The 24,281-nt window shown below is 64.1% G+C and carries 22 protein-coding genes and 3 pseudogenes; 6 read left to right on the plus strand and 19 right to left on the minus strand.

Annotated elements, in window-relative coordinates; translation table 11 throughout:
* The first annotated feature begins 4 nt into the window (after positions 1–4).
* Positions 5–2,605, plus strand: coding sequence for a malto-oligosyltrehalose synthase (gene treY / locus ACOZK4_RS25665; protein ID WP_421594494.1), 2,601 nt, complete (start codon positions 5–7; stop codon positions 2,603–2,605).
* Here the strand turns inward: treY and ACOZK4_RS25670 are convergent.
* The 5 genes from ACOZK4_RS25670 to ACOZK4_RS25690 all read right to left on the minus strand — a co-directional run bounded on the left by ACOZK4_RS25670 (position 2,602) and on the right by ACOZK4_RS25690 (position 8,239).
* Positions 2,602–4,233, minus strand: coding sequence for an FGGY-family carbohydrate kinase (locus ACOZK4_RS25670; RefSeq protein ID WP_421594495.1), 1,632 nt, complete (start codon positions 4,231–4,233; stop codon positions 2,602–2,604). The genes treY and ACOZK4_RS25670 overlap by 4 nt on opposite strands.
* Before the next feature lie 62 nt (positions 4,234–4,295).
* Positions 4,296–5,024 (minus strand): SDR family oxidoreductase, encoded by a 729-nt coding sequence (locus ACOZK4_RS25675; protein ID WP_421594496.1) that lies wholly within the window; start codon positions 5,022–5,024, stop codon positions 4,296–4,298.
* 26 nt (positions 5,025–5,050) lie between these two features.
* A complete protein-coding gene (locus ACOZK4_RS25680) occupies positions 5,051–6,295 on the minus strand; it encodes a sugar ABC transporter permease (protein WP_313523743.1) in 1,245 nt (414 codons plus the stop codon).
* Positions 6,292–7,101 carry an ATP-binding cassette domain-containing protein gene (locus ACOZK4_RS25685; RefSeq protein ID WP_421594497.1) on the minus strand — a complete coding sequence of 270 codons (810 nt, stop codon included), beginning with the start codon at positions 7,099–7,101 and terminating at the stop codon, positions 6,292–6,294. Before ACOZK4_RS25685 ends, ACOZK4_RS25680 begins: the two co-directional genes overlap by 4 nt.
* A 91-nt stretch (positions 7,102–7,192) precedes the next feature.
* The gene (locus ACOZK4_RS25690; RefSeq protein WP_421594498.1) at positions 7,193–8,239 is read right to left on the minus strand and encodes a sugar ABC transporter substrate-binding protein; all 1,047 of its coding nucleotides are present in this window, start codon (positions 8,237–8,239) and stop codon (positions 7,193–7,195) included.
* A 281-nt stretch (positions 8,240–8,520) separates the two neighbouring features.
* Here ACOZK4_RS25690 and ACOZK4_RS25695 point away from each other — a divergent pair, with 281 nt between their 5' ends.
* A complete protein-coding gene (locus ACOZK4_RS25695; RefSeq protein WP_421594499.1) occupies positions 8,521–9,540 on the plus strand; it encodes a LacI family DNA-binding transcriptional regulator in 1,020 nt (339 codons plus the stop codon).
* Here the strand turns inward: ACOZK4_RS25695 and ACOZK4_RS25700 are convergent.
* From ACOZK4_RS25700 to ACOZK4_RS25715, 4 genes and pseudogenes are all read right to left on the minus strand, one after another.
* Positions 9,537–10,223: a response regulator gene (locus ACOZK4_RS25700; protein ID WP_421594500.1), complete on the minus strand. Its 687-nt coding sequence runs from the start codon at positions 10,221–10,223 to the stop codon at positions 9,537–9,539. The two genes, ACOZK4_RS25695 and ACOZK4_RS25700, sit on opposite strands and share 4 nt — an antisense overlap.
* Entirely contained in the window at positions 10,220–12,916 is a 2,697-nt protein-coding gene (locus ACOZK4_RS25705) for an ATP-binding protein (protein ID WP_421594501.1), read from the minus strand. Before ACOZK4_RS25705 ends, ACOZK4_RS25700 begins: the two co-directional genes overlap by 4 nt.
* Positions 12,917–12,924: 8 nt before the next feature.
* Positions 12,925–13,450: pseudogene (locus ACOZK4_RS25710) on the minus strand (potassium-transporting ATPase subunit C).
* A gap of 19 nt (positions 13,451–13,469) precedes the next feature.
* Positions 13,470–13,959 (minus strand): annotated as a pseudogene (locus ACOZK4_RS25715) (potassium-transporting ATPase subunit B); the annotation flags it as partial.
* On the opposite strand from ACOZK4_RS25715, the gene ACOZK4_RS25720 reads away from it, so the two are divergent.
* Positions 13,949–14,176 carry a hypothetical protein gene (locus ACOZK4_RS25720; RefSeq protein ID WP_421594516.1) on the plus strand — a complete coding sequence of 76 codons (228 nt, stop codon included), beginning with the start codon at positions 13,949–13,951 and terminating at the stop codon, positions 14,174–14,176. The pseudogene ACOZK4_RS25715 and the gene ACOZK4_RS25720 sit on opposite strands and share 11 nt — an antisense overlap.
* Here ACOZK4_RS25720 and ACOZK4_RS25725 read toward each other — a convergent pair.
* A pseudogene (locus ACOZK4_RS25725) lies at positions 14,095–14,496 on the minus strand (potassium-transporting ATPase subunit KdpA); the annotation flags it as partial. The gene ACOZK4_RS25720 and the pseudogene ACOZK4_RS25725 sit on opposite strands and share 82 nt — an antisense overlap.
* 200 nt (positions 14,497–14,696) lie before the next feature.
* Between ACOZK4_RS25725 and ACOZK4_RS25730 the strand changes: the two are divergent.
* The 3 genes from ACOZK4_RS25730 to ACOZK4_RS25740 are packed head-to-tail and all read left to right on the plus strand — an operon-like array spanning position 14,697 to position 16,391.
* The gene (locus ACOZK4_RS25730) at positions 14,697–15,071 is read left to right on the plus strand and encodes a hypothetical protein (protein ID WP_421594502.1); all 375 of its coding nucleotides are present in this window, start codon (positions 14,697–14,699) and stop codon (positions 15,069–15,071) included.
* A complete protein-coding gene (locus ACOZK4_RS25735) occupies positions 15,055–15,621 on the plus strand; it encodes an RNA polymerase sigma factor (RefSeq protein ID WP_421594503.1) in 567 nt (188 codons plus the stop codon). The genes ACOZK4_RS25730 and ACOZK4_RS25735 overlap by 17 nt, the downstream gene beginning before the upstream one ends.
* Positions 15,618–16,391, plus strand: a complete 774-nt coding sequence (locus tag ACOZK4_RS25740; RefSeq protein ID WP_421594504.1) for an anti-sigma factor family protein — start codon at positions 15,618–15,620, stop codon at positions 16,389–16,391. Before ACOZK4_RS25735 ends, ACOZK4_RS25740 begins: the two co-directional genes overlap by 4 nt.
* Positions 16,392–16,424: 33 nt before the next feature.
* Here ACOZK4_RS25740 and ACOZK4_RS25745 read toward each other — a convergent pair whose 3' ends face one another.
* From ACOZK4_RS25745 to ACOZK4_RS25785, 9 genes are all read right to left on the minus strand, one after another.
* Positions 16,425–17,702 (minus strand): L-fuconate dehydratase, encoded by a 1,278-nt coding sequence (locus ACOZK4_RS25745; RefSeq protein WP_421594505.1) that lies wholly within the window; start codon positions 17,700–17,702, stop codon positions 16,425–16,427.
* Positions 17,703–17,764: 62 nt separating this feature from the next.
* Positions 17,765–18,499: an SDR family oxidoreductase gene (locus tag ACOZK4_RS25750; protein WP_421594506.1), complete on the minus strand. Its 735-nt coding sequence runs from the start codon at positions 18,497–18,499 to the stop codon at positions 17,765–17,767.
* 21 nt (positions 18,500–18,520) lie between these two features.
* Positions 18,521–18,970, minus strand: coding sequence for a MaoC/PaaZ C-terminal domain-containing protein (locus tag ACOZK4_RS25755; protein ID WP_117370249.1), 450 nt, complete (start codon positions 18,968–18,970; stop codon positions 18,521–18,523).
* 13 nt (positions 18,971–18,983) lie between these two features.
* Positions 18,984–20,054, minus strand: coding sequence for a Gfo/Idh/MocA family protein (locus tag ACOZK4_RS25760; RefSeq protein ID WP_421594507.1), 1,071 nt, complete (start codon positions 20,052–20,054; stop codon positions 18,984–18,986).
* Positions 20,047–20,376 (minus strand): L-rhamnose mutarotase, encoded by a 330-nt coding sequence (locus tag ACOZK4_RS25765; RefSeq protein ID WP_421594508.1) that lies wholly within the window; start codon positions 20,374–20,376, stop codon positions 20,047–20,049. Before ACOZK4_RS25765 ends, ACOZK4_RS25760 begins: the two co-directional genes overlap by 8 nt.
* Before the next feature lie 3 nt (positions 20,377–20,379).
* Entirely contained in the window at positions 20,380–21,498 is a 1,119-nt protein-coding gene (locus ACOZK4_RS25770; RefSeq protein ID WP_421594509.1) for a mandelate racemase/muconate lactonizing enzyme family protein, read from the minus strand.
* A 1-nt stretch (position 21,499) separates the two neighbouring features.
* Positions 21,500–22,597, minus strand: coding sequence for an ABC transporter ATP-binding protein (locus tag ACOZK4_RS25775; protein ID WP_421594510.1), 1,098 nt, complete (start codon positions 22,595–22,597; stop codon positions 21,500–21,502).
* Between the two features lie 3 nt (positions 22,598–22,600).
* Positions 22,601–23,467 carry a carbohydrate ABC transporter permease gene (locus ACOZK4_RS25780; RefSeq protein WP_421594511.1) on the minus strand — a complete coding sequence of 289 codons (867 nt, stop codon included), beginning with the start codon at positions 23,465–23,467 and terminating at the stop codon, positions 22,601–22,603.
* Between the two features lie 10 nt (positions 23,468–23,477).
* On the minus strand, positions 23,478–24,281 hold an 804-nt coding region (locus tag ACOZK4_RS25785), incomplete at its 5' end, for a carbohydrate ABC transporter permease (protein ID WP_421594512.1).

Genomic DNA, 24,281 nt, shown 5'->3' on the forward strand with positions numbered 1-24,281 from the left:
CTTTATGACATCTCCCCGCTCTACCTACCGCCTGCAGTTCCGCAATGGCATGGACTTCGCACGGGCGCGTCAGCTGGTTCCCTATCTCAAGCGATTGGGGATAAGCCATCTCTATGCCTCCCCCCTGATGACCGCCGTCAGCGGCTCGACGCACGGTTATGACGTCACGGATCCAAACGAGATCGATCCCGTGCTCGGCGGCCTCGAGGGCCTACGCGAACTGGCGGATGCACTCCACCGCCAGGATATGGGCCTCATTCTCGACATCGTGCCGAACCATATGGCGGCGAGCCTCGAAAACCCCTGGTGGCGCAGCATCGTTGCCTGGGGCGCCGAAAGCGTTTTCGCCCGTCATTTCGATATCGACTGGTCACAAAGGCTGACGCTGCCCTTTCTGGCCAAGGGGTTTGCCGAGGAGCTCGCCGACGATACGATCCGGCTTGCCATCGAGCCGCAGCACGATGCGATCGCGCTTGCCTATCACGACACTTTTTATCCGCTGCATCCCCAGGCCTGTCAGACACTTTTGCAGGAAGCGGGCATCACCGTTCCGCTTTCGCATCCATCAACAGATCCGCAGGGCAATAAGGCTCTCTCTGCCGTGCTCTTCGATCCCGCCGCCCGCAGCGCGCTGGAAAACCATCTCGGCGCCCTCTCGGCGCTACCCGACCGGATCACGGCTATCCACGCAGCGCAACCCTGGAAACTGACGGACTGGAAGACGGCGAGCCGGCATCTCAGCTATCGCCGCTTCTTTGAGATCGCCGGCCTCGCGGGCCTGCGCGTCGAGGACCCCGCCGTCTTCGACGACAGCCACCGGCTGACGCTCGATCTCGTCCGCGACGGCATCGTCGATGGCCTGCGCATCGACCATGTCGACGGGCTTGCCGACCCTGCGGGTTATCTGGAGCGCCTGCGTGCAGCCGTCGGGCCTGACGTCTATATCGTCGTGGAAAAGATCCTCGAGAAACACGAGCCGTTCGCTCCGGACTGGCCGGTGGCGGGGGCGACGGGCTACGAATTCATCGCCGCGCTTGCCGATGTCCTTGTCGACGAACAGGAAGGCGGACGGCTCGCGGCGGCTTTCCTGCCCCTGAAAAACGAGGAGCATCGCAACGGCTACGCCGAAGAGGCGAAAGCCAGCAAGCAGCAGATGCTGACCGAGAATTTCGAGGGCGAAATGCATCGCCTGGCCGCGCTGGCGAAGGGCATTGCCGACCGTTCCCAAGCCGACTTTTCGCGCAGTGCGCTGACCGAGGCGATCCGTGCGATCATCATCGCGCTACCCGTCTATCGCACCTATATCACGCCGGCCGGGGTGACGGAGCATGATCGCCAGCTTCTTGCAGCCGCGCGTCAGGCCGCCCAGGAACGCGCCCGGCCGGAGGCTCGAGAAACGATCGATTTCATCTGGGAGATCCTTGTCGACGACTGCGTCGCCGGTGCCTACGCGTCCTGCGCCGAGTTCCGCAGCCGCTTCCAGCAGTTGAGCGGCCCGATCATGGCCAAGGCGCTGGAGGACACGCTTTTCTATCGCGAAAACGCGTTCATCGCGGCCAACGAGGTCGGCGGCAATCCCGGCGAACCGGCGGGCGGTCCAGCCGCGTTCCACGCCGCCATGCAGGCACGGCTGGAAACCATGCCGCACGGTCTCTCGGCAACATCGACACATGACACGAAACGCGGCGAGGACGCGCGGGCGCGCCTCTACACGCTCAGCGAAGCCCCCGAGCGATGGATCGCTGCCGTGGCGCACTGGACCGGCCTTAACGGCCGTTTCCGCCGCACGCACCAGGGAAGGACGGTGCCGGAGCCGGATGTCGAGTGGCTGATCTATCAGGCACTTGCCGGAATCTGGCCGCTATCAGGCCGCGCGGACCTCGGCAAGCGCATGACCGCTTACATGGAGAAGGCACTGCGCGAGGCCAAGATCGGCACGAACTGGAACCGGCCGGATTCCGACTATGAACAGAAGGCCGCAAGTTTCGTCGACGATATCCTGCTTCACGAGGCCTTTCTGGACGACTTTGCGGAAACGCTGTCGCCGTTCATCGATGCGGGGCTTTTGAATTCGCTGTCGCAGACGCTGATCAAGCTGACGGCGCCGGGTATTCCCGATCTCTATCAGGGCAGCGAACGCGGCGACTTTTCCCTGGTCGATCCGGACAACCGGCCGCTGCTGGATGTAGCCTCGCTGGCGGTTCACGAAAGGGTGCGCCCAAGTCGCGAAACCTTCGCCGACTACAAACAATGGCTCACCGCAACGGTGCTTGCCGCGCGCAACGAGACGCCCCGACCGTTCGACGGACCTTATCTTCCTCTGGACTTTTCCGATGGCGGCCGTCAGGCCCTCGCCTTTCTGCGCGGCACGCCGGAAGCCTTTGCGATCACGGTCGTGCCGCGGCTCGCCTTCGGCAAGACGGCGCATGACAGCCTGCGGCTGCACGACGAGGCGATGCAGGATATTTCGCTGCTCATCCCCATCGGTTTCGAAGGGCGAACGGTACGGTCAGTGCTCGATGGCCGTACGATTACGCTCGGCGGCGCGATGCCGCTTGCGGACGTGCTCTCCGGCGAGCCCGTCGCGCTGCTCGTCAGCGTTTAGCGGATATCCCGCGCTAGATCCTGCAATCGCCGGAAGGCGTCGTAGCGCCTGGCGTGCAGAGCCTTGGTTTCCGCGCCGGCCGGATGGTAGGTGCGGTCGACGGCCGAAAGGGCGGCCATGGCATCCCGCACATCCGGGAAGGCACCGCCGGCAACGCTGCCGAGAATGGCGGCGCCGAGAAGCACCGGTTCTTCCGCCCGCGTGGCGAGCAGCGGCTTGCCGGTGGCATCCGCCAGAAGCTGCCGCACGAGATCGAGCTGGCCGGCGCCGCCGCTGATGACGATCTTGTCGACCGGTGCGCCGGCCGCGGCCTGCGCGTCGATGATCTGGCGCAGGCCATAGCCGATGCCGCAGAGGCCGGCGATATAGAGCGCGACGAGATTGTCGAGATCGCGCTCCATGCCGAGGCCGACGATGGCGGCACGGGCATGGGGATCGGCGAAGGGTGCGCGGTTGCCGAGAAATTCCGGCACGACATGCAGGCCATCCGCCAGCTTGGCGACGTCGGAGAGCGTATCAACCTTCTCCGCAGCCAGCTCCGCCAGCAGCACCGGCAGGGAAAGCCCGCGCGATTTTGCCAATGCCTCGGCCTCACCCGCCGCCGGGTGGAACGAAAGCAATTGCGCGATGGCCGCTCCCGCCGCCGACTGGCCGCCCTCGTTGAGCCACATACCCGGCACCATGGCGGAGAAATACGGCCCCCAGACGCCCGGCACGAAGACCGGCTCGTGGGTCGAGGTCATGGTGCAGGAGGACGTGCCGAAGACATAACCGAGATTGTTTTCCGGTGGGCCATCCACACCGACCGTGCCGATGCCACCCGCATGGGCATCGATCATGCCGGCTCCGACCGGAATGCCCGCGACAAGGCCGAGCTCGGCAGCCGCCGTCCCGGTCAGGCCGCGACCGAGCGGCGTGCCGGGCTCCACGACGTGCTGGCCGATGCGGGCGAAATCCTCATCGGCGAGAACGCCAAGGCCGATACCGTGGAAATAGGTGGGGTCCCAGCGCTTTTCATGGGCGAGATAGGTCCATTTGCAGGTGACCGTGCAGGTCGAGCGGGCAAGGTTACCCGTCGCACGCCAGGTCAGGAAATCGGCGAGATCGAAGAACTGCCAGGCAGCATCGAAGACCTTGGGACGGTTTTCCTTCAGCCAGAGCAGTTTCGGCGTTTCCATCTCCGGCGAGATGATGCCGCCCACATAACGCAGCACGTCGTATCCACCGGCATTGATGCGCTCGACCTGATCGACCGCGCGGTGATCCATCCAGACGATGATGTCACGTTCCGGGTCTTCCGAAGGACCGACCGGGAGCGGCTTGCCCCCTTCCCCGAGCACGACCAGCGAGCAGGTCGCATCGAAGCCGATACCAGCGACCGCTTCCGGTGCGACACCCGCCTTCTCGACCGCCTCGCGCACCGAGGCGCAGACGGCTGCCCAGATTTCCGTGCTCGATTGCTCGACCATCGCACCCGGTTCGCGAAACAGCGAAATATCGCGTTTTCCCGAGGCCAGCATGCGGCCGGAAAGATCGAAGAGGCCGGCTCTGGTGCTGCCCGTGCCGACATCGACGCCGACAAGGTAGCGTTCGACGCCCGAAGGCTGCGCGGAGGAAGGAGTGGTCATGGGTCTACCGCCTGCAATCAGGAGTTCTTGGAGCAAGCGGCGTCATGCCGCTTGCCACGCGCTTAGAGATCGACGCTGTTGGGCAGGATGACGAGGTCGCGGATCGTGACGTTGCGCGGCCGCGTCAGCATGAAGAGCACGGCATCGGCCACTTCCTTCGGCTGCATCAGGCTGCCATTGGCCAGCGCCTCGTCCATCTTTTCCTTCGGCCAGTCGTCGAGCAGCGCCGTGACGACCGGACCCGGCAGGACTGCACCGACACGCACGCCATGCTGCGCCACCTGGCGGCGCGTCGAATGCACGAAGGCCTGCACGGCGAATTTCGAGGCCGTGTAGATCGGCTCCCAGACGACGGGAACGACGCCGGCAATCGACGAGGTGAACAGGATGTCGCCCGTCTTCTTCCCGATCATATAGGGCAGCACCGCATGAACCGAGCGGAAGGCCGCATTGATGTTGAGGTTCAGCATACGATCCCAGGCGTCCGGATCGCCCTCCGCCACCGGGCCGCCGATATAGGCGCCGGCATTGGCATGGAAGACATCCAGCCCGCCGGCGATATCGAGGATGCGCGGCAGCATACCGGAGACATCCGACGGCGTCAGCAGATCGACGACGAGCGGCAGGGCATTCGGCCCGAGCTCCTTGCAGAGCTGCTCCAGCTTGTCCTTGGCGCGATCGACCAGCACCACTTTCGCACCCTCGGCCAAAAGCGTCTTGGCGCATTCGAGGCCGATGCCGGAGGCGGCACCGGTGATGGCGGCGATCTTGCCCTTCATGAGGTCAGCCATGATCTAAAACTCCATTTCAATATGCGTTAGGCGCGGCCGTGGCTGACACGGGAGCGACGGGCGAGCGAGTCGACGATAACGGCGATGGCGAGAACGCCGCCCGTGATCATGTAGCGCAGCGAAGACGACAGGTTGAGCAGCGTCAGACCGTTCGAGATCGCTTGGATGACGATGATGCCGAGCAGGGCCGAATAGGCGCTACCGCGTCCGCCGAAGAGGCTGGTGCCGCCGATGACGGCTGCGGCGATCGCATTGAGATTGACGTCGCCCGTTCCCGCCTGCTGGCTGGAGGAGGCAAGGCGCGAGGCCGAGAGGATGCCGCCGAGGGCCGCCAGCGTCGAGCAGAGCATGAAGGCGCTCATATAGATGCGGCGCACATTGATGCCCGAGCGGCGCGCCGCCTCCTTGTTGCCGCCGACGGCGAACATCGACCGGCCCCACTGGGTGCGCGTCAGCGCATAGTTGAGGATGACGGCAAGCGCGATGAAGAGTGCGAACATCCAGGGCATGCCGCGGCCGAGATTGAGATAGAACACGGCGGCTTCCAGCACGACCGTCAGCACGACAGCCTTGAGGATCAGCGCGCGCATCGGCTGGGCCGAGAGATTGGCGGCGAGACGCTGGGTGCGGGTGCGCAGACCACGGCCGATCATCACGAGACCGGGCAGAAGTGCCAGCGTGTAGGACAGCCAGTCGGGCATGATCAGGATCTGGCCGAAGCGCACCAGAGAGGAGGCGTAAGGCAGGTTGATCGAACCGGTCGGGCCGAGAATGTAGAGCTGCATGCCAAGCAGCGCGAGCAGGCCGGCAAGCGTGGCGACGAAGCTCGGCATGCCGAGACGATTGTAGAGCGTCGCATAGAGCAAGCCGACGCCGGCACCGACGACGAGAGCGGCCAGGATGGCGCCGGCGATCGGCCAGCCTTGGTTGACCCAGAGCACACCGACCATGGCCGAGGCGAGGCCGCTCATCGAGCCGACCGACAGGTCGATTTCACCGAGCACCAGCACGCAGACTATGCCAAGCGAGATGACGCCAACCGTGGCGCAGTCGAACAGCAAGTTCACGAGGTTGTTCGGCGCAAGAAAGATCGGGTTCAGCGCGGAAAACACGATGGAGATGACGACCAGGCCGACGGCGACGGGCAGCATGCCGAGGTCGCCGGAGCGCACGCGGTCGAAAAAGCCCTTGGCCATGGCGGCGAGGCTGTCGTCGTGGCGAACGCGTTCGTCGCTGCGGTCCAGCATCGGCTGGGACGGATTCTGGCTCATGCTGCTCCCCCGTTATGTTCGTGTGCTTCGCCGGCCTTGCGGTCGGCGCGGCGCGAGACGGAGTTGTCCGTGGCGCCGGTAATGGCGGAAATGAGGTCCTGGTTGGAGGAATCAGGCGTGAAGACGCCGTTGTTCTTGCCCAGCCGCAGCACGACGATCCGGTCCGCCACGGCGCGCACGTCCTCCATGTTGTGGCTGATGATGATGACGCCGAGGCCACGATCGCGCACGCGCTCGATGAGGTTCAGCACCTCGGCCGTCTGCGCCACGCCGAGGGCAGCCGTCGGCTCGTCCAACATGATGAGCTTCGGATTGAGCAGCAGCGAGCGGGCGATCGCCACCGTCTGGCGCTGGCCGCCGGAGAGCGACGCGATGGGTTCGCGGACGGACGGGATGCGTGCGGCAAGCTCGCGCAGCAGCGTCCAGGCACGCACTTCCATCGCCACTTCATCGAGCGCCCAGGGCGACATTTCGTGGCCGAGGAAGAGGTTGGCGACGACGTCGAGGTTTTCGCAGAGCGCAAGGTCCTGGAAGACGGTGGCAATGCCGAGGTCCAGCGCCTTGGCGGGCGTGTCGAGCGACACCTGCTGACCACAGAATTCGATCGTGCCGGACGAGGGCTGATGCACGCCGGCGAGCACCTTGACCAGCGTCGATTTGCCGGCTCCGTTATCACCGACCAGCGCGACGACTTCGCCGGCCTTGACGTCGAGCTCGATATCCGTCAGCGCGGATACGGCCCCGAAATTCTTGGATACGCCGGTGAGACGCATCACCGATTGCCCCTTGGCGGGAAGACTCTGCATGGCTGTCATGGCCCCTGCACCTTCAAAAAGACCTTACGACTGATCGGAATGTCCGGCCGCGGGAGGCCACGGCCGGACACGCTGGGCGCAATTAGTTGATGATGCCGAGTTTGCGGCAACCTTCAACATATTCGCCGGTGCAGACTTCTTCCGGCTTGTTGATGCCCTTGTCGAAGATTTCGGCCTTGATGTTTTCTGCCGTCACGACCGCCGGAACGAAAAGCTGCGACGGCGTTTCGTAGAGCTTCTGGGTGGCTTCCGGCGTCTCGCCCTTCAGGAGCTTGACGGCAATACCGGCGGCAGCGGCGGCCACGATTTCCGACGGCTTGGAAATCGTGTTGTACTGGTCGCCCGAGATGATCAGCTGAAGGGCGGCGATCGTCGCATCGTTGCCGGTCACCGGCGGCATTTCCTTGACGCCGGCGGCCTTCAGAGCCGCGATGGCGCCACCACCCGTGCCGTCATTGGCGGCGACGATGCCCTTGATCTCATCGCCGAAGCGGGTGATCTGGCCGGCGGCCCATTCCTGCGCCTTCGGCGGCGCCCATTCCGGCGTGTCGAATTCGGCGAGCGTCTTGTAGGGCGAAGCCGAAAGCGCCTCGTGGATGCCGTCACGGATCAGGCCGGCGGCCGCGTCCGTCGGCGAGCCGTTGATCTCAAGCACGCCCGCGCCATCCGGAACGCCCTTGGCCTTCAGGTGTTCGACCAGCGACTGCGCGATGGCCTTGCCGATGCCCTGGTTGTCGAAGGAAACGTAGTAGTCAGCCGGCTTGTCGGGGATCGGCCGGTCATAGGCGATGACCTTGACGTCCTGCGAATGAGCGATTTCGACGAGGGCTGCGGCAGCGGCGGAATCGACCGGGTCAAGCACGATGACCTTGGCGCCCTGCGCGATCACCGAGTTGAACTGCTGCTGCTGGAGCGCCACGTCGGCATTGGCGTTCTGGTAGATCACCGTACAGGTGGCGCAAAGCTTTTCCATCTCGGCCTTGAAGCCGGGATAGTCGTGCTGCTCGTAGCGGGTCGAGGCCTGGTCGGGCATCAGGAAGGCGACGGTCGCGTTTTCCTGGGCAAGGGCGGCGCTGCCGAGCGACAGGGCAAGGCCGGTCGAGGCGAGCAGGATGTTAAGCGTCTTCATGGGGTTCCTCCACAGTTGATTTTCAGTTCGGTTCGCCGGCGACCTCAAGCCGCCAAGGGCGACAGGGCTCGACCCTTCCACACGCCATAAGCGCGCAGATCATCGTTCGCTGCAGCGATGCCGCAACGTCCGGTTCGTCGATGCTCCGTCTGACTCCTCCCTTGGGTCAGCCTTGCTGTTCAGGCAACTTCATCGATGAAGCAAGCGTGCTCAATCGATGAAGCAAGAATTGTCACCAAACGGGATTGGTGTCAAGGTGGCTTTCGAAATGGAGATGACATGTGAATCGCACGACATCAGCGAAAAGGACGACCATCTATGATCTGGCAGAGCTGGCAGGCACATCCGCCAGCGCTGTGAGCGCCGTTCTCAACGGCAACTGGAAGAAGCGGCGCATCAGCGCCAAGCTTGCGGAAAAGATCACGAAACTGGCCGAAGAACAGGGCTACGCGGTCAACATGCAGGCGAGCGTGCTGCGGCGCGAACGCTCGAAGATCATCGGCATGATCGTGCCGAAATACGACAACCGCTATTTCGGCTCGATCGTCGAGCAGTTCGAAAATCTTGCCCGCGAGCGCGGCCTTTTCCCGATCATCACCTGTACGCGGCGCGACCCGGCACTGGAGGTGGAGGCGGCGCGCGCCATGCTGTCCTACCAGGTGGACTGCCTGATCGCGACCGGTGCAACCGACCCCGACCGTATCGTCGACCTGTGTGCCAGCGCCGGCGTGCGCACCATCAATCTCGACCTGCCCGGCTCCCGCGCCCCCTCCGTCATCTCCGACAATTATGGCGGCGCGCTGGAACTGACGCGCCGGGTTCTGGCCAATTGCCAGCGGGAATTCGGCGAAAAAGCCCCTCTCCTCTTCGTCGGCGGCCGCGGCACGGATCACAACACGATGGAACGCGTGCGCGGATTCCGCGACGCCCATGCGGAAGCCGGCATTGCCGTCGACGAGGCGCTGGTGCAGACCTGCGGCTATGCGCCGGAAAAGGCCGAGACCGTCATGAAACAGCTCGCCGAGCGCGCGAGCACCCTGCCGCGGGGCATGTTCGTCAACTCGACGATTTCGCTGGAAGGCGTGATGCGCTGGATCCGCCGCTCCGGCCACTATGCCGAACGCATGCCGCATCTCGGCTGCTTCGACTGGGATCCCTTCGTCGCCATGCTCGGCGATCACATAGAAATGGTGCGGCAGGACGTGCCGAAAATGCTGGAGGCCGTCTTCGACATCATCGATTCCGGCGCGACGGATATCACGGTCGTGCAGATAGCGCCCATCGTCGAAAAGATAGGCTAGAGGTCAATGACCAGCCGGTAGCCGACACCGGGTTCGGTGCGCACGATGGCGGGCTGGGTCGGGTCACGCTCGATCTTCTGGCGAAGCTGACCGATGAAGACGCGTAGGTAATGCAGGTCCTCGCCATGCGCCGGCCCCCAGACCGAGGTGAGCAGCGTCTTGTGCGTGACGACGCGGCCCGCGTGGCGCGCCAGCAATGTCAGCAGATCGTAGTCCTTCGGCGTCAGCCGCACCGTCTCCCCGCCGCGCGTCACCAGACGCCTGACGGTATCGATCACCAGGCCGTCGGTGGTGATGACCGCAGGCGCGGCCGCCGCCCGCTCCCGATGGCGCAGCGCCGTGCGGATGCGGGCGGTGAGTTCGCCGATGCCGAAAGGCTTTTCGATATAATCGTCGGCGCCGAGATCGAGGGCAGCGATCTTCTCGCTCTCGCGCTCGCGGGCGGAGAGGATGATGACCGGGATCGTCGTCCAGCCACGCAGGCTCGTCAGAACATCCTTGCCGTCCATGTCGGGCAGGCCGAGATCGAGGATGATGAGGTCGGGTGCTGCCGTCGCGACCGCCTTCAGCGCCTCGCTGCCGGTCAGTGCTTCCACCACGTCGTAGCCCGCCGCCTTGAGGGCGGGCTTGAGGAACCGCTGGATCTGCGGCTCGTCATCCACGACGAGGATGCGTTCACTCATCCCTTCGCCTTTTCAGCCTTTGCCGCCTCGCCTGCCGGGAAGCGGATGACGATGCGCGTGCCGCGTTTCTTCACGGCCGGACTTTCCGCCTGGATCTTGCCACCCATCGCCTCGACGAAGCCGCGGGCGATGGAAAGACCGAGCCCCGTGCCCGGCGAACGCCCGTCCGGCTTGCCGCGCCGGTAGAATTTTTCAAAGACGCGGTCGATCTCGGCAGGCGGAATGCCCTTGCCGAGGTCGGTGACGGAGATCAGCACATCCTGCCCGTCGCGCCGCGCATAGACATTGACCGGCTCCTCGCCGCCGAACTTCACGGCATTGTCGAGCAGGTTGAACAGCACCTGGCCGAGCAGCACATTGTCGCCCTCGACCAGCGGCAGGTCGGGCGCGATACCCATCTCGATCACCGTGCCCGGGAAATATTTGCGCGCCCGCTCGACGGCGGCGTGGATGACGTCGGAGACGTCGATCCAGTCGCTTTTCGGCTTCAGCGTGCCGGCTTCGATGCGCGTCATGTCGAGCAGGTTGGAAACGAAGCGGCTCATGCGCGCGCCCTCCTCCTCGACCGACTGGAGCAGATCGTCGCGGCTCCCCGGCTCCATCTTGTCGCCAAGTTGGCGAAGGCTGGTGACGGCGCCCATGATGGTGGCGAGCGGCGTGCGCAGGTCGTGCGAAATCGAGGACAGCAGGGCCTCGCGGTAGCGCTCGCCCTCTAGACGCGCGGCCTGTTGCAGGCTTTCCTCCGACAGCCGCGCGCGGTCGAGCGCAATCGCGGTCTGGTCGAGAATGGCCGACAGCGCGCGCTCGGCATTCGGACCAAGCTGCTCTTCGCTCTGCTGGATGCCGCAAACGCCGACAAGGCCATGCGGTCCCATCAGGGGTCGGAACTCGAAGCGGCTATTCGGCAACGTGCCTGTGCCGGCACCCGCCACCTCCTGCTTGTCGCGCGTCCAGCGCGCGGCGGTGAAGTCGGTGACGTCGAGTTCGGTATCCGGCGGCCAGACGGCGGCGACCCTCAGGTCGCTCTTGTCGGGCAGGAGCAGCACGATGTTGCGCTTGAGGCTCGCCTGGAGATGGGAGACGGCGAGCCAGATCGCATCGTCCGACTTGCCCGCCGTCGAGAGCTTGCGCGAGAATTCATAGAGCGACTGCAAGGCGGTGGCGCGAACGCGGGCAACCTCGGCCTGCTCCTTGATGCGCGACGCAAAGCCGCCGGCAATGATCGCCACCGACAGGAAGACGATCAGCGCGAAGACCTCATGCGGCGCGGTGATCGTGAAGGTGTGCAGCGGATCGATGAAGAGGAAGTTGTAGGCGAGCGCAGACAGCACCGCCGCGATAAAGGCCGAGACATAGCCGCCAAGCACCGCGGCACCGAGAACGGCAAGCAGGAACAGCAGCGAGATGTTGGGCAGTTCCGCGAAGACATAGACGAGCTTGCCGACGGCCGCCGTGGCCGCGCTGAGCGCCACGGCAATCAGCACCGACTGTTTGTAGGACGCGATGCCCGGCAAAACGAAGCGGGCGGGCGCCGGCGGCTTTTCCGTCTTGTCGGGCGTCACGAAATACACGCCAAGGCCCGCGGCCTTGCGCGACAGGGCATCCGGCAGCGACGGCAGCAGGAATTTCCGCCAGCCACGATTACGCCGCGCGCCGATGACGATCTGCGTCGCATGCTCGCGGCGGGCGAGCTTCAGGATCTCCTCGACGAAATCGTTGCCGACGACCCGGCGCGTCTCGGCGCCGAGCTGTTCGGCGAGCCGAAAGAGTGCCTCCATGCGCTGCAGACGTTCGGTCGTCTCGACCTCCCGGTCCGCGCGCTCGATGGAGACGACGATCCAGGGCGCATTGAGGCCGGAGGCGAGACGGCTGGCCACGCGTAAGACCTTTTCCGAGAGGTCATCCGGCCCGACGCAAACCAGCAGCCGTTCGCCGCTGGCCCAAGGCCCCTCGATGGCGTTCTGCTTGAGGTAATCGACCACCTGCTCGTCGACGCGGTCGGCGGTGCGGCGCAGCGCCAGTTCGCGCAGCGCAGTCAGGTTGCCGAGGCGGAAGAAGCGGTCGACGGCGCGGCTGGCGCTTTCGGGCAGATAGACCTTGCCCTCCTTCAGCCGTTCGATCAGATCGGTCGGCGGCAGATCGACCAGCAGCACCTCGTCGGCCTTTTTCAGCACCACATCGGGCACGCGCTCGCGCACCGTCACGCCTGTTATCTGCGCCACGACGTCGGAAAGGCTTTCAAGATGCTGGATGTTGAGCGCGGTCCAGACATCGATGCCGGCGGCGATCAGCTCCTCGATATCCTGGTAGCGCTTCGGATGGCGGCTTCCCTCGGGGTTGGAATGGGCAAGTTCGTCGACCAGAATGATCTTGGGGCGTCGGGCAAGCGCACCGTCGAGGTCGAATTCCTGCAACACCTTGCCGCGATACTCGATACCGGCACGCGGTAGCACTTCAAGACCGTCGACGAGCGCAGCCGTCTCGCCGCGTCCATGGGTTTCCACGAGGCCCACGACAACGTCCACGCCTTCGGCCTTCAGCCGCCCGGCGCGCGTCAGCATGGCGTAGGTCTTGCCCACGCCAGGCGCTGCCCCCAGAAAAACGGTCAACTTGCCCCGGCGGTCTTTCTCCGCCAGGGCAAGCAATGCATCGGGATCGGGCCTCAGACTGTCGTCTCGCTCGTTTTCCGTCATTCTCACTCTCAAGGTCCACGCGCGTCGAGCGCGAGATTAAGCTGTAGCACGTTCACCCGCGGTTCGCCGATGACGCCGAAAAGACGGCTTTCTATACGATTTTCGACAAGGTTCGCTATCTCCGTTTCCGAAAGTCCCCGAGCCTTTGCGACACGCGCGATCTGCACGCGGGCAAAAGCCGGCGAAATATGCGGATCGAGGCCGGAACCGGAGGTCGTGGCGGCATCCGCCGGCACGAGCGTCACGATGCCGGTCGCCTTCAGCCTTTCGATATCAGCCACGACGCGCTCCTTGAGTTTTGTCGAGGTCGTGCCAAGGTTCGCGCCGGACGAGGCCAGAAATATTTGTCCGTCGTGAAAGCCTGGCCGATCAAGTCGGAGCCGACAACGGCGCCGTTCCGTTCGATGAGAGAGCCATGCCGGTAGCAGGCATCACGGCCTGCACGACGCCCGTTACGGCAAGCGGATAGCCGATCCCGAGGAGCACGGTCTGGGCGAAGACGAGGGTGATGGCGGGGCGAAGATGGTTCAGGATGGTTACACCAGATGTAGGGCGCTGCAGCAAGGTCGATAGCCTTGATGCCTGCGAAAGGCAGGATCAGGCCGCCAAAGCCGTAAACGAGGAGATTGCGGCGCAGCAGGGCGGCAGCACCCGCCGGACGGTAGGCGACACCGCGCAGTGCCAAGGGGATCAGCGCCACGATGATCAGCGCGTTGAAGATGACGGCCGAGAGAATGGCAGATTGCGGCGAGGCGAGATTCATCACGTTGAGTGCGGCAAGCGCCGGATAGGTCGCGACGAACAGCGCCGGGACGGTCGCAAAATATTTCGCGACGTCGTTGGCGATCGAGAAGGTGGTGAGCGAGCCACGCGTTATCAGAAGCTGCTTGCCGATCTCGATGAGTTTGGTCGGGCTGGAATCGAGGTCCACCATGTTGGCCGCCTCGCGCACCGCCTGCGTGCCGGCATGCATGGCGACGCCGACATAGGCCTAGGCAAGGGGCCGGCGCATCATTGGTGCCGCCGCCGCACATGGCGATCAGCGCCGCCTCGGCAAGCGAGCGGGCGATCGCCATGACCGGCACGACATATGCGAAACGGCCGAGCAGCATGGCGATGCCGAGCGTCGATATCTTGGATCGGGCCATCGCCCGCGTCAGCGCGATGGCGAGCGCCATGCCGGTCGCGGCGGACAGGAAATTCTGCACCGTCAGGCCGGCCATCTGGCTGGAATGGCTGAGCCTGGTTTCCCCGTCATAATTCTGCCAGTTGGTGTTGGCGACGAAGGAGACCGCCGTGTTGAAGGCGAGGTCCGGCGCAATGCCGGCAAAACGCTGCGGGTTGAGCGGCGGATAGGCTTAGCGCTACGAAGCCGGCGATGGAAAAGGGAGCATCGAGAGCGTATAGGCCAATCAGCCCTGCTCCTTGTCCGGCGAGATGCCGGAGATGCGGTAAAGTTCGGCCTCGAGACAACTCAGCACCGGCGATAGCGCGATGCGGTCGCCTGCGAAGACGCGGGCGATATAGAGGCCGAGCGGCCTGATGATGACGAGCACCGCGAGGAAGATAAAATCGGACATGTCCGTTCTCCTGTTTATGCGGAGGACAGACTAGGCGCGGCGCGGGTCAGGTTTCGATTGGGAAGGCGGGCTGGCGGCATAAGGAAAAGATAAAGACGCCTGCTCCGCATTTTTTCAAGCGGCAATGGAATAATCCCCTGAGCATCGGTGTCTTGACATTGGCGGCACGGAAAACGTCGCCGTAACGATGGGAGACGACCATGAAGTTGCTGATCCTTTTGCCATTCGCCGTTGCCGCTTTTGCCGGCAGCGCTTTTGCCGCCGAACCCTTCAAGACGGTCAAGACCGACAAGGGCGAGGTTCTCGCCGGCGACAAGGGCATGACGCTCTATACGTTCAAGAAGGACGAGAAGGGCGAATCCTACTGCTACGACAAATGCGCCGCCAACTGGCCGCCGGTCCTTGCCGCTTCCGATGCGAAGGCGGACGGTGCATATTCGCTCGTCACCCGCAAGGATGGCGCCAAACAATGGGCCAAGGATGGCATGCCGCTCTACTACTGGGTCAAGGACAAGAAGCAAGGCGATGCGACCGGCGACGGCATGAACGGCGTCTGGAATGTCGCCAAGCCCTGACCAGCCGCAGAAGCCCGAGAAAAGCAGGCGGGAGGGCATCGCCTCCCCGCCGCCGTCCTTCGACGCCCAGATCCTGGCGCTCCTGCCGCAGCTCCGGCGCTATTCGCGCAGCCTGACGCGCTCGGATGCCGAGAGCGAGGACCTGTTGCAGGATTGCGTCGAGAAGGCGCTCGTCAACCGCGCGCAATGGCGTGGCGCGAATATCCGCGCTTGGGCCTATCGCATCATGACTAATCTTCATCTCAACGCGCGCCGCGCCGTCGCCCGCCGTCCCTCCGTCGGCATCGAGGCTGCTGAGGGTGTCGCGTCGAACACGCTTCCGGCCGATCCGCTGGAGCGCAACCGGCTGGTGCGGGCGCTGGAAGACCTTCCCAACGATGCGCGGGCGGTGTTGATGCTGGTGGCGGTGGAAGGGCATTCCTATCAGGAGGTCGCCGATATCATGGACATCCCGCTCGGCACCGTCATGTCGCGCCTGTCGCGCGCCCGCCAGATGCTGCGGCAGAAGCTGCAGGAGCAAAACGTGATCCAGTTGCGGAGCCCGAGATGAGCGAGACGCATCCCGTTGCCGAAGCCGACCTGCACGCCTATGCCGACGGCCTGCTCGACGAGGCCGCGCGTAGTCGCGTGGAGGCCCATCTCGCCGAACATCCGGAAGCGGCGCGCATGGTCGCCGACTGGCGGGCGCAGAACGACGGGCTGCGCAATGCCTTCGCCGGTTATGCCACCACGCGGCCGTCCGATCTCCAGCTCGTCGCGGGTGCAAGAACCATAAGCCCGCCACACCGCCTTGCCATGGTGGCAGCCGCCGTGCTGGTCTTCGCGCTCGGCGGCCTCGCCGGCCATTTCGGGCCGCAGCTTTTCGGAAAATCCACGACGCAGACGGCGATGGAGGCGCTGCCGCAGGAAGCGCGCAATGCCTATCTGATCTATGCAAGCGAGGTGCGCCACCCGGTCGAAGTCTTCGCCGATCAGGAAGCGCATCTGGCGACGTGGCTCGGAAAACGCCTCGCCATCGACGACATGAAGGTGCCGAACCTCCAGACGCTCGGCTTCAAGCTCGTCGGCGGACGCCTGCTGCCCGTCGCGGACAAGCCGGGCGCGATGTTCATGTATGAAAACGAGACCGGCCAGCGCATCACCGTGCTAGTGGGGCGCAATGAAGACAACCGGGAAACCAGCTTCCGCTTCGCCTCGGCAGAGAATGTGGAAACCTTCTACTGGATCGACGGCGCACTCGGTTATGCCGTGACCGGCGACATTCCCCGCGACCTGCTCCAGCAGATCGCCGAGGAATGTTACCGGCAATTCCCGACCTGAGAGAGGCGCTCCCCCTTCGGGAGCGCCGATCGCTTACGGCCGGAACGTATAGGTCGCAATCGACTCCGGCTTCATCTCGATGGAGAAGCCCGGCAGCGACGGCGGCATGTAGGCGGCGTTCTCGATGCGGCAGGGATCGAGGAAGTGCTCGTGCAGGTGGTCGACATATTCGATCACGCGGCCGTCCTTGGTGCCCGACACGACAATGTAGTCGATCATTGAGAGATGCTGAACATATTCGCAGAGCCCGACGCCGCCGGCATGGGGCCAGACCGGCAGGCCGTATTTCGCGGCCATCAGCAACACGGCCAGCACCTCGTTCAGGCCACCCATGCGGCAGGAATCGATCTGCACGATGTCGATCGCACCGCCGGCGATCATCTGCTTGAAGACGATGCGGTTCTGGCACATTTCGCCGGTCGCCACCTTCACGGGATGGATCGCGTCGCGGATCGCCTTGTGGCCGGCAATATCGTCCGGGCTCGTCGGCTCCTCAATAAAGAACGGCTTGTAGGGCTGCAATTCCTTCACCCAGTCGATCGCCTGGCCAACCTCCCAGATCTGGTTGGCATCGATCATCATGGTGCGGTCATCACCAATCACCTCGCGCGCGATGCGCAGACGCCGCTTGTCGTCTTCGAGGTCACGGCCGACCTTCATCTTGATATGGGTAAAACCCTGATCGACGGCCTCCTGGCAGAGACGGCGCAGCTTCTCGTCGTCATAGCCGAGCCAGCCGGCCGAGGTCGTGTAGCAGGCGTAGCCTTCCTTCTCGAGCGTCGCGATGCGCTCCGCCTTGCCGGCTTCCGCCTTCTTCAGGATGGCCAGCGCTTCCTCCGGCGTCAGCGCGTCCGTGAGGTAACGGAAGTCGATGATATCGAGGATTTCCTCCGCGCTCATTTCGGCGACAAGACGCCAGACCGGCTTGCCGGCCTGCTTGGCGAGCAGGTCCCAGACGGCATTGACCACCGCACCCGTCGCCAGATGCATCGCGCCCTTGTCCGGGCCAATCCAGCGCAGTTGGCTGTCGCTGGTCACATGGCGCCAGAAGCGGCCGGGATTTTCGCGCACCCAGTCGAGATCGAGGCCGACGACGAGATGTTTCATCGCGTCGATCGCCGCGCAGCAGATCTCGTTGCCGCGACCGATGGTGAAGGTCAGGCCGTGGCCCTCCAGCCCCGCTTCATCCGTGCCGAGCACGACATAGGCGGCCGAATAATCCGGATCGGGGTTCATGGCATCCGAGCCGTCGAGGCTCTGCGAGGTGGGAAAGCGCAGGTCGATGGAGCGGAGGCTGGTGATCTTGGTCATGGAAGCGGCCCTTGGAAATGGTCGGATTGGCCATCGGCGCGATGCCGACGGCCGTTGATCGGTCAGATGGTCCAGCCGCCGTCGATGGCGTAGGCCTGGCCCGTCGTATAGGTGGCGCCGGCGAGATAGACGGCGAGATCGGCGATTTCCTCCGGCGTGCCGATGCGGCCGATCGGCTGGCGAGCGATGAAGGCGGCACGTGCGGCCTCGAAATCGCCCTGCGCGCGCAGGCGATCCCGCAGCGAGGGGCTTTCCACCGTGCCGGGGCAGATGCAGTTGCAGCGGATGCCCTGGGCGACATAGTCGGCGGCGACGGACTTTGTGAGACCGACGACGGCAGCCTTGGTGATCGTATAGGCAGCGCGGTTCGGCACGCCCTTCATGCTGGAGGCGACGGAGGCCATGTTGATGATCGCACCGTCCTTCTTCTCCAGCATTGCCGGGAGCACGGCGCGGATCATGCGCACCATGGCGCGGACATTGAGATCGAAGGCGAAATCGAGATCCTTGTCCGCCATGTCGAGGATCGAGCCGGCATGCACGAAGCCGGCGCAGTTGAAGAGCACGTCGAACGGGCCGGTGGCTGCGACGACGCGGCTGACGGCGTCCGCATCAAGCACGTCGAGCACGTAGGTCTCGATATTGGCCTCGGTTGCGAGGCTCTTCAGCGCTTCGGCATTGATATCGGTCGCGATGATCTTGGCACCGGCACGCGCGAAGGCCAGCGCGCTCGCCCGGCCGATCCCCTGGCCGGCGGCGGTGAGGAGGACACGCTTGTTTTCGAGGGAAAGGCTCATGGTTGCTCCTTGCGTGAGGCGTCAGGCACTCGGGCGGCGCTCGACGACATAGATATGGTCGGCGGCGAGGACGACCTCGCCTTTCTGGTTGATGACCTCGGTGCGTTCGATGACGCGGCCGGAGCCGGCGCGTTTCGGATCGTCTTCCTTGGCCGATATCGTCACGCGGGTGTGAATCGTATCGCCGATGAAGACGGGCCTGACAAAACGCATCCTGTCATAGCCGTAGGAAAAGGCGACCGGATTGATGACGCTCGCCGTCAGGCCGACGCCGATGGAGAACACCATGGTGCCGTGCGCGATACGCTGGCCGAAGGGCTGCGTCTTCATGAACTCGGCATCCATGTGATGCGGGAAGAAATCACCGGTATGGCCGGCATGCACGACGAAATCCGTCTCGGTGATCGTGCGCCCGCTCGTCCTGCGCCCCTCGCCGATCTCGTAGTCTTCGAAATATTTGACCTGTTCCATCTGCTGTTCCTGTTCAGGGTCGCACGGCAAGCGGTGTGGCGGGGGCAGCACTGGAGGCATAGGCGGCCTCGACGAGCGCCATGGTCATCCAGGCATCCTCGACCGAGGAGACAAGTTCGGCGTCTTCGCCGGCAACGAAGCGCTGGAGATTGGCCATGCGGCCGACGAAGGCGTCCGGGAACCACGTGCCCTGAAGCGGCACCGCCACCCAGCCTTCGCCGCCCTTCGGGTAGATTTCGAGAATATCCGGCTCGCCGCGCGGATAGTCGAGATTGACGCCGAGCTGGAGATAGGCGGCACCCTCGGTGCCCGAAACGCGAAACTCGCAAGCCTGATGCCGGCGGCCGAATTTGTGGTCATGGTTGATCGACAGCGCGCAGCGGACCCGGTCGCCGTAGTCGAGGATCGCGGTGGTGCGCGTCTGCGCCATCTTGTGGTTCGGGTGGCCGATCGACTTGGCATGCACGCCCTGCGGATCGCCCAGGATCTGGCGGATGGCGTCGAGATAGTGGATCGAGTGCATGGCGATCTCGATGCGCGGCAGGCCTTCGAGGAAGGACCAGAGTTCCCACGGCGTATCGAGCGCCAGATAGACGTCAAAATCGACGACTTCGCCGAGCAGGCCCTTGGCGATCGCATCCTTCAATGCCAGCAGCATCGGCGCGAAGCGGAGCTGGAAATTGCCGGCAGCCTTGAGCTTCTTGTCGCGGCAGATGCGCAAGATTTCCGTTGCCGCTGTGAGGTCGGAGCCCATCGGTTTCTGGATCAGTGCCGCCGCACCCTCCGGCAGAGCCGCGAGCACCTTGGCATGGGCCGCAGGCGGGGTGGCAAGGTCGAAGATTGCGCCATCGACAGACGCCGCTTCCTCTACCGTGCGATAGGCCGCAACGCCCCATTTTTCGGCCAGTGCCTTTGCCTTGTCGTGGTCGGGGTCATAGACCCCGGCAATCGGGAAACCACCCTTGCGATAGGCCGGATAATGCGCATCGCCGACGATCGACCCGGCACCGAAGGTGACGATCGGGCGAGGATTTGATGGGAGCGGCCAGGATTGAGCCAGCGACGACGGATCGAAATCAGGCATGGAAAAAGACCTCTTCCATGCCGGCCCACCACTCGCCTTCTTTGCGGGTGTCGAGTGGCGCCTGGCAGGGCATGCAGACGGCCCACCATTCCTGGGTCTTCAGGTCGGCGGCCATCTTCGCCATGTCGCCGGCATAATCGGTGCCGTGATATTCGAAGAAGGAGAAAAGCAGGTTTTCCGGCTCCTTCAGGAAGATCGAATAATTCCTGATGTTGCAGGCTGAAATCCGCGCCAGCACCTCCGGCCAGACGGCGGCGTGCAGGCGCTTGTACTCTTCGATCGTCTCCGGCTTGACGCCGATCACCATGCCGATGCGTTGCATGCCTCAGGCTCCCTTGCGGATTTCACGCTCGAATTCGCCAATCGAGCGGGCGCGGATGGCGTCCCAGTCCCAATCGATGCCGAGGCCTGGCACCATCGGCGCCAGCGCCATGCCGTTCTCGATCTTCAGGCGCGAGGTGGTGATGTCGTCGAGTTGCGGGATGTATTCGACATATTTGCCGTTCTGCACCGCGCAGGTCAGGCTGACATGCAGTTCCATCAGGAAATGCGGGCAGACCGGCATGTCGAAAGCCTCAGCCGCATGCGCCACCTTCAGCCAGGGCGTAATGCCGCCGATGCGGCCGGCGTCGACCTGCACGATGGAGCAGGCACCCTTCTGCATATATTCGCGGAAATGGCGGATCGAATAGAGGGATTCACCGATGGCGATCGGTGTCGACGTCGACTGGTTGAGGCGCACATGGCCGTCGATATCGTCGGCCGGCAACGGTTCCTCGATCCAGCCGAGATCGAGATCGCGCAGGCGTTCCGCCCGGCGGATCGCCTCATCGACCGAAAAGCCCTGGTTGGCGTCGGTCATGATCTCATAGCCATCGCCGACCGCCTTGCGGACAGCAGAGAGGCGCGCGACATCTTCCGACCCATGCGGCTTGCCGATCTTCACCTTCGAGCCGGTAAAGCCTCGTGCCTTGGCGTTCACCGCGTCCTCGACCAACGCCTCGACCGGAATATGCAGCCAGCCGCCCTCGGTCGTGTAGAGCGGGCAGCGGTCCTTCGCGCCGCCGGCAAGCTTCCAGAGCGGCAGGTTCTGCTTGCGGGCGCGCAGATCCCACAGCGCGGTGTCGATGGCGGCGAGCGCAATCGCGGTGATCGCACCGATCGTCGTGGCGTGGGTCGCAAATTCCAGCTCGTGCCAGATCGCCTCGATCCGGTCAGCATCGCGGCCGATGATACGAGGCACGAGATGATCGGCGAGCAGCCGCATGACGGAGGAGCCGCCGGTGCCGATCGTGTAGCTGTAGCCGGTGCCGACGGCGCCGTCGCTGTCGGTGATGGTAACGAGCGGCGTTTCCTGCGAAACGAAGCTCTGGATGGCATCGGTGCGCTCGACCTTCGGACGAAGGTCGACCATTTTCAGTTCGACGCGTTCGATCTTTGCCATGTCAGCCCCTGAGCGTGCGGCCGCTTTCGCGGTCGAAGAGATGGGCCTGGGACAGGTCGAAGCAGAAGGGCAGCGCCTCGCCCGGCGAAAGCCGCCGCGGGTTCAGCATGCGGCCGACCCATTCGGCGCCGGCAAAATCGGAGAAGACCAGCGTTTCGTTGCCGAGCGGTTCCGTCAGGATGACGCGCAGGTCCTGCTTGTGCACATCGGCGTCCTCGCCGGAATGAATGCCATGACCGGCGGGATAGAGATCGTCCGGACGTAGGCCAAAGGTCACCTTCTGGCCGGCTGTGACGCGGTCCCTGAAGCGGGCTGGCAGCGGCAGGCGGTCGCCATTGGCGAAAACCACATGGCCATCCGCGACCTCCGCATCCTTGAGGTTCATCGGCGGCGAACCGATGAAGCCGGCGACGAATTTCGACTTGGGCCGCTGGAAGACATCCTCCGGTGTGCCGACCTGCTCGATATAGCCGTCGCGCATGATGACGATGCGGTCGGCGAGCGTCATGGCCTCCACCTGGTCGTGCGTGACGTAGATGACCGTCGACTGGACCTTGGCATGCAGCTTCTTGATCTCGACGCGCATCTGGGTGCGCAGTTTTGCATCGAGGTTCGACAGCGGCTCGTCGAACAGGAAGACATCCGGATTGCGCACGATGGCGCGGCCCATGGCGACGCGCTGGCGCTGGCCACCGGAGAGCTGCGAGGGACGGCGGTCGAGCAGGTGCGTGAGATCGAGCGTTTTGGCCGCCTCTTCCACCTGTGGGGCGATATCCTCAGGCTTCTGGCCGGCAATCTTCAGAGAGAAGCCCATATTCTCGCGCACGGTCATATGCGGATAGAGCGCGTAGGACTGGAAGACCATGGCGAGGTTGCGGGCGCGCGGCGGCAGATCGTTGACCACGCGGCCGCCGATCTTGATGTTGCCGTCGGAGACCGGCTCGAGGCCGGCGATCATGCGCAGCGTCGTCGACTTGCCGCAGCCGGAAGGGCCGACCAGCGCGATGAATTCGCGGTCCGCGACTTCGAGATCGATGCCGTGCACCACTTCGAGCGAGCCGTAGCGCTTCACCAGCTTTTCAAGGGAAACGGTTGCCATGGATTATCCTTTGACTGCGCCGGAGGTGAGGCCGGAAACGAGATGCTTCTGCACGATGAAGGTCAGGACGAGGGCCGGAATGATCATGATCACCGCCAGCGCACACATGCCGCGCCAGTCGATGGTGAATTCCGAGGTGTAGTCGAGCAGGCCGACCGGCAGGGTCTTGGAGGTGACGGAACGGGTGAGCTGCGAGGCGAGCGCGAACTCGTTCCACGCGGTGAGGAAGGCGAAGATGCCGGCGGATGCGATGCCGGGGCCGGCCAGCGGAAACTCCACCTGCCAGAAGGCCTGCCAGCGCGTGCAGCCGTCGATCTGCGCGGCCTCTGCCAGATCCTTCGGCACCTGCCGGAAAAAGCCGTCGATCAGCCAGATCGTGAAGGGCACGTTGAGCGCCACATAGGCGGTGATCAGGCCGAAATGCGTATCGATGATGCCGAGCTTCGAATAGACGAAGAACAGCGGCAGCGAGAGTGCGATGCCGGGCACGGTGCGCGTCAGCATCAGGCCGAGGAAGATCGACGACTTCGCCTTGAAGCGGAAGCGTGCGAAGGCATAACCGCCGGCCATGCCGATGGCGAGCGCGATCGCCGTCGAGGTGACGGAGATGATCAGCGAATTGCGGAAATATTCGATGATCGGGATACCACCCTGTCCGACGCCGGAAAACATCGCGATATAGGCATCGAAGGACAGGTCCTGCGGGATCCAGACCGGCGGCTTCGCCATGATCTCGACCGTCGGGCGGAAGGAGGCAAGCACGATCCACAGGCCCGGCAGGCAGATGACGGCCATCGCCAGGAAGAGGCCGACCTTATGGGCGGCGGAGAGGAGGAAGCCGTTGAACCGGGCTTTTGCGTTCTCGTTCATCTGACCACTCCTACCATTCGGCTGCAATCTGGGTCCGCGCGGCCGAGAGCTTGCGGAAGAAATAGACGGTGAAGAGGATGGAGAGCAGGATCGCGACATAGGCCATGGCATTGGCCAGCCCCATGCGGGCATCGGCATAGGCGGTGCGCGAGATGAGCGTCCAGAGCAGCTCCGTGCGCTTGGCCGGCCCGCCATCCGTCATGATCTTCACGATGTCATAGGCGCGGGCGACGTCGAGCGAGCGGATCGTCATGGCGATATAGGCGAAGGGCATGATGAACGGCCAGGTGACGTAGCGGAACGTCTGCCAGGGCGTGCAGCCATCGACGCGCGCCGCCTCGATCGGCTCCTTCGGCATGGCGAGCAGTCCGGCAAGGATGAGGATGGCGAAGACCGAGGTGGACGACCAGATTTCGGCGACGAGGATCGCGAAGAAGGCGAGCGAACCATCGATCAGCCACGGGATCGCCTGATCGGTCAGGCCGAGCGATTGCAGCGCGTTGTTCACGAGGCCGATATTGTCGTTGAACATGAACTTGAACTGGAAGCCGACGAGGATCGGCGAGAACATCATCGGGAACATCATGATGGTGCGCAGCAGCCGCTGGCCGCGCGTCGCCTTCTCCACGAGCATGGCAAGGCCAAGCCCGAGCAGCATCTCGAGATTGAGCGCGACGGTGAGCAGCAGCACGGTGCGGCCGAAGGCCGTCCAGAACTCGATATCCGTCAGGATGCGCACATAGTTGCGAAAGCCGATCAGCGTGAAGAGCGACGCCGGCTGCGTCAGCCGGAAGGGCGTGAAGCTCGAATAGAG

Origin of the sequence: Shinella sp. M27, from assembly GCF_049199905.1 — a bacterium.
Taxonomy (GTDB): domain Bacteria; phylum Pseudomonadota; class Alphaproteobacteria; order Rhizobiales; family Rhizobiaceae; genus Shinella.

Bases quoted from the DNA above. Each gene is read 5' to 3' on its own strand.
- treY (WP_421594494.1), top strand. From the start codon at position 5: ATGACATCTCCCCGCTCTACCTACCGCCTGCAGTTCCGCAATGGCATG.
- ACOZK4_RS25670 (WP_421594495.1), bottom strand. From the start codon at position 4,233: ATGACCACTCCTTCCTCCGCGCAGCCTTCGGGCGTCGAACGCTACCTT.
- ACOZK4_RS25675 (WP_421594496.1), bottom strand. From the start codon at position 5,024: ATGGCTGACCTCATGAAGGGCAAGATCGCCGCCATCACCGGTGCCGCC.
- ACOZK4_RS25680 (WP_313523743.1), bottom strand. From the start codon at position 6,295: ATGAGCCAGAATCCGTCCCAGCCGATGCTGGACCGCAGCGACGAACGC.
- ACOZK4_RS25685 (WP_421594497.1), bottom strand. From the start codon at position 7,101: ATGCAGAGTCTTCCCGCCAAGGGGCAATCGGTGATGCGTCTCACCGGC.
- ACOZK4_RS25690 (WP_421594498.1), bottom strand. From the start codon at position 8,239: ATGAAGACGCTTAACATCCTGCTCGCCTCGACCGGCCTTGCCCTGTCG.
- ACOZK4_RS25700 (WP_421594500.1), bottom strand. From the start codon at position 10,223: ATGAGTGAACGCATCCTCGTCGTGGATGACGAGCCGCAGATCCAGCGG.
- ACOZK4_RS25705 (WP_421594501.1), bottom strand. From the start codon at position 12,916: ATGACGGAAAACGAGCGAGACGACAGTCTGAGGCCCGATCCCGATGCA.
- ACOZK4_RS25720 (WP_421594516.1), top strand. From the start codon at position 13,949: ATGGCGATCAGCGCCGCCTCGGCAAGCGAGCGGGCGATCGCCATGACC.
- ACOZK4_RS25730 (WP_421594502.1), top strand. From the start codon at position 14,697: ATGAAGTTGCTGATCCTTTTGCCATTCGCCGTTGCCGCTTTTGCCGGC.
- ACOZK4_RS25735 (WP_421594503.1), top strand. From the start codon at position 15,055: ATGTCGCCAAGCCCTGACCAGCCGCAGAAGCCCGAGAAAAGCAGGCGG.
- ACOZK4_RS25740 (WP_421594504.1), top strand. From the start codon at position 15,618: ATGAGCGAGACGCATCCCGTTGCCGAAGCCGACCTGCACGCCTATGCC.
- ACOZK4_RS25745 (WP_421594505.1), bottom strand. From the start codon at position 17,702: ATGACCAAGATCACCAGCCTCCGCTCCATCGACCTGCGCTTTCCCACC.
- ACOZK4_RS25750 (WP_421594506.1), bottom strand. From the start codon at position 18,499: ATGAGCCTTTCCCTCGAAAACAAGCGTGTCCTCCTCACCGCCGCCGGC.
- ACOZK4_RS25755 (WP_117370249.1), bottom strand. From the start codon at position 18,970: ATGGAACAGGTCAAATATTTCGAAGACTACGAGATCGGCGAGGGGCGC.
- ACOZK4_RS25760 (WP_421594507.1), bottom strand. From the start codon at position 20,054: ATGCCTGATTTCGATCCGTCGTCGCTGGCTCAATCCTGGCCGCTCCCA.
- ACOZK4_RS25765 (WP_421594508.1), bottom strand. From the start codon at position 20,376: ATGCAACGCATCGGCATGGTGATCGGCGTCAAGCCGGAGACGATCGAA.
- ACOZK4_RS25770 (WP_421594509.1), bottom strand. From the start codon at position 21,498: ATGGCAAAGATCGAACGCGTCGAACTGAAAATGGTCGACCTTCGTCCG.
- ACOZK4_RS25775 (WP_421594510.1), bottom strand. From the start codon at position 22,597: ATGGCAACCGTTTCCCTTGAAAAGCTGGTGAAGCGCTACGGCTCGCTC.
- ACOZK4_RS25780 (WP_421594511.1), bottom strand. From the start codon at position 23,467: ATGAACGAGAACGCAAAAGCCCGGTTCAACGGCTTCCTCCTCTCCGCC.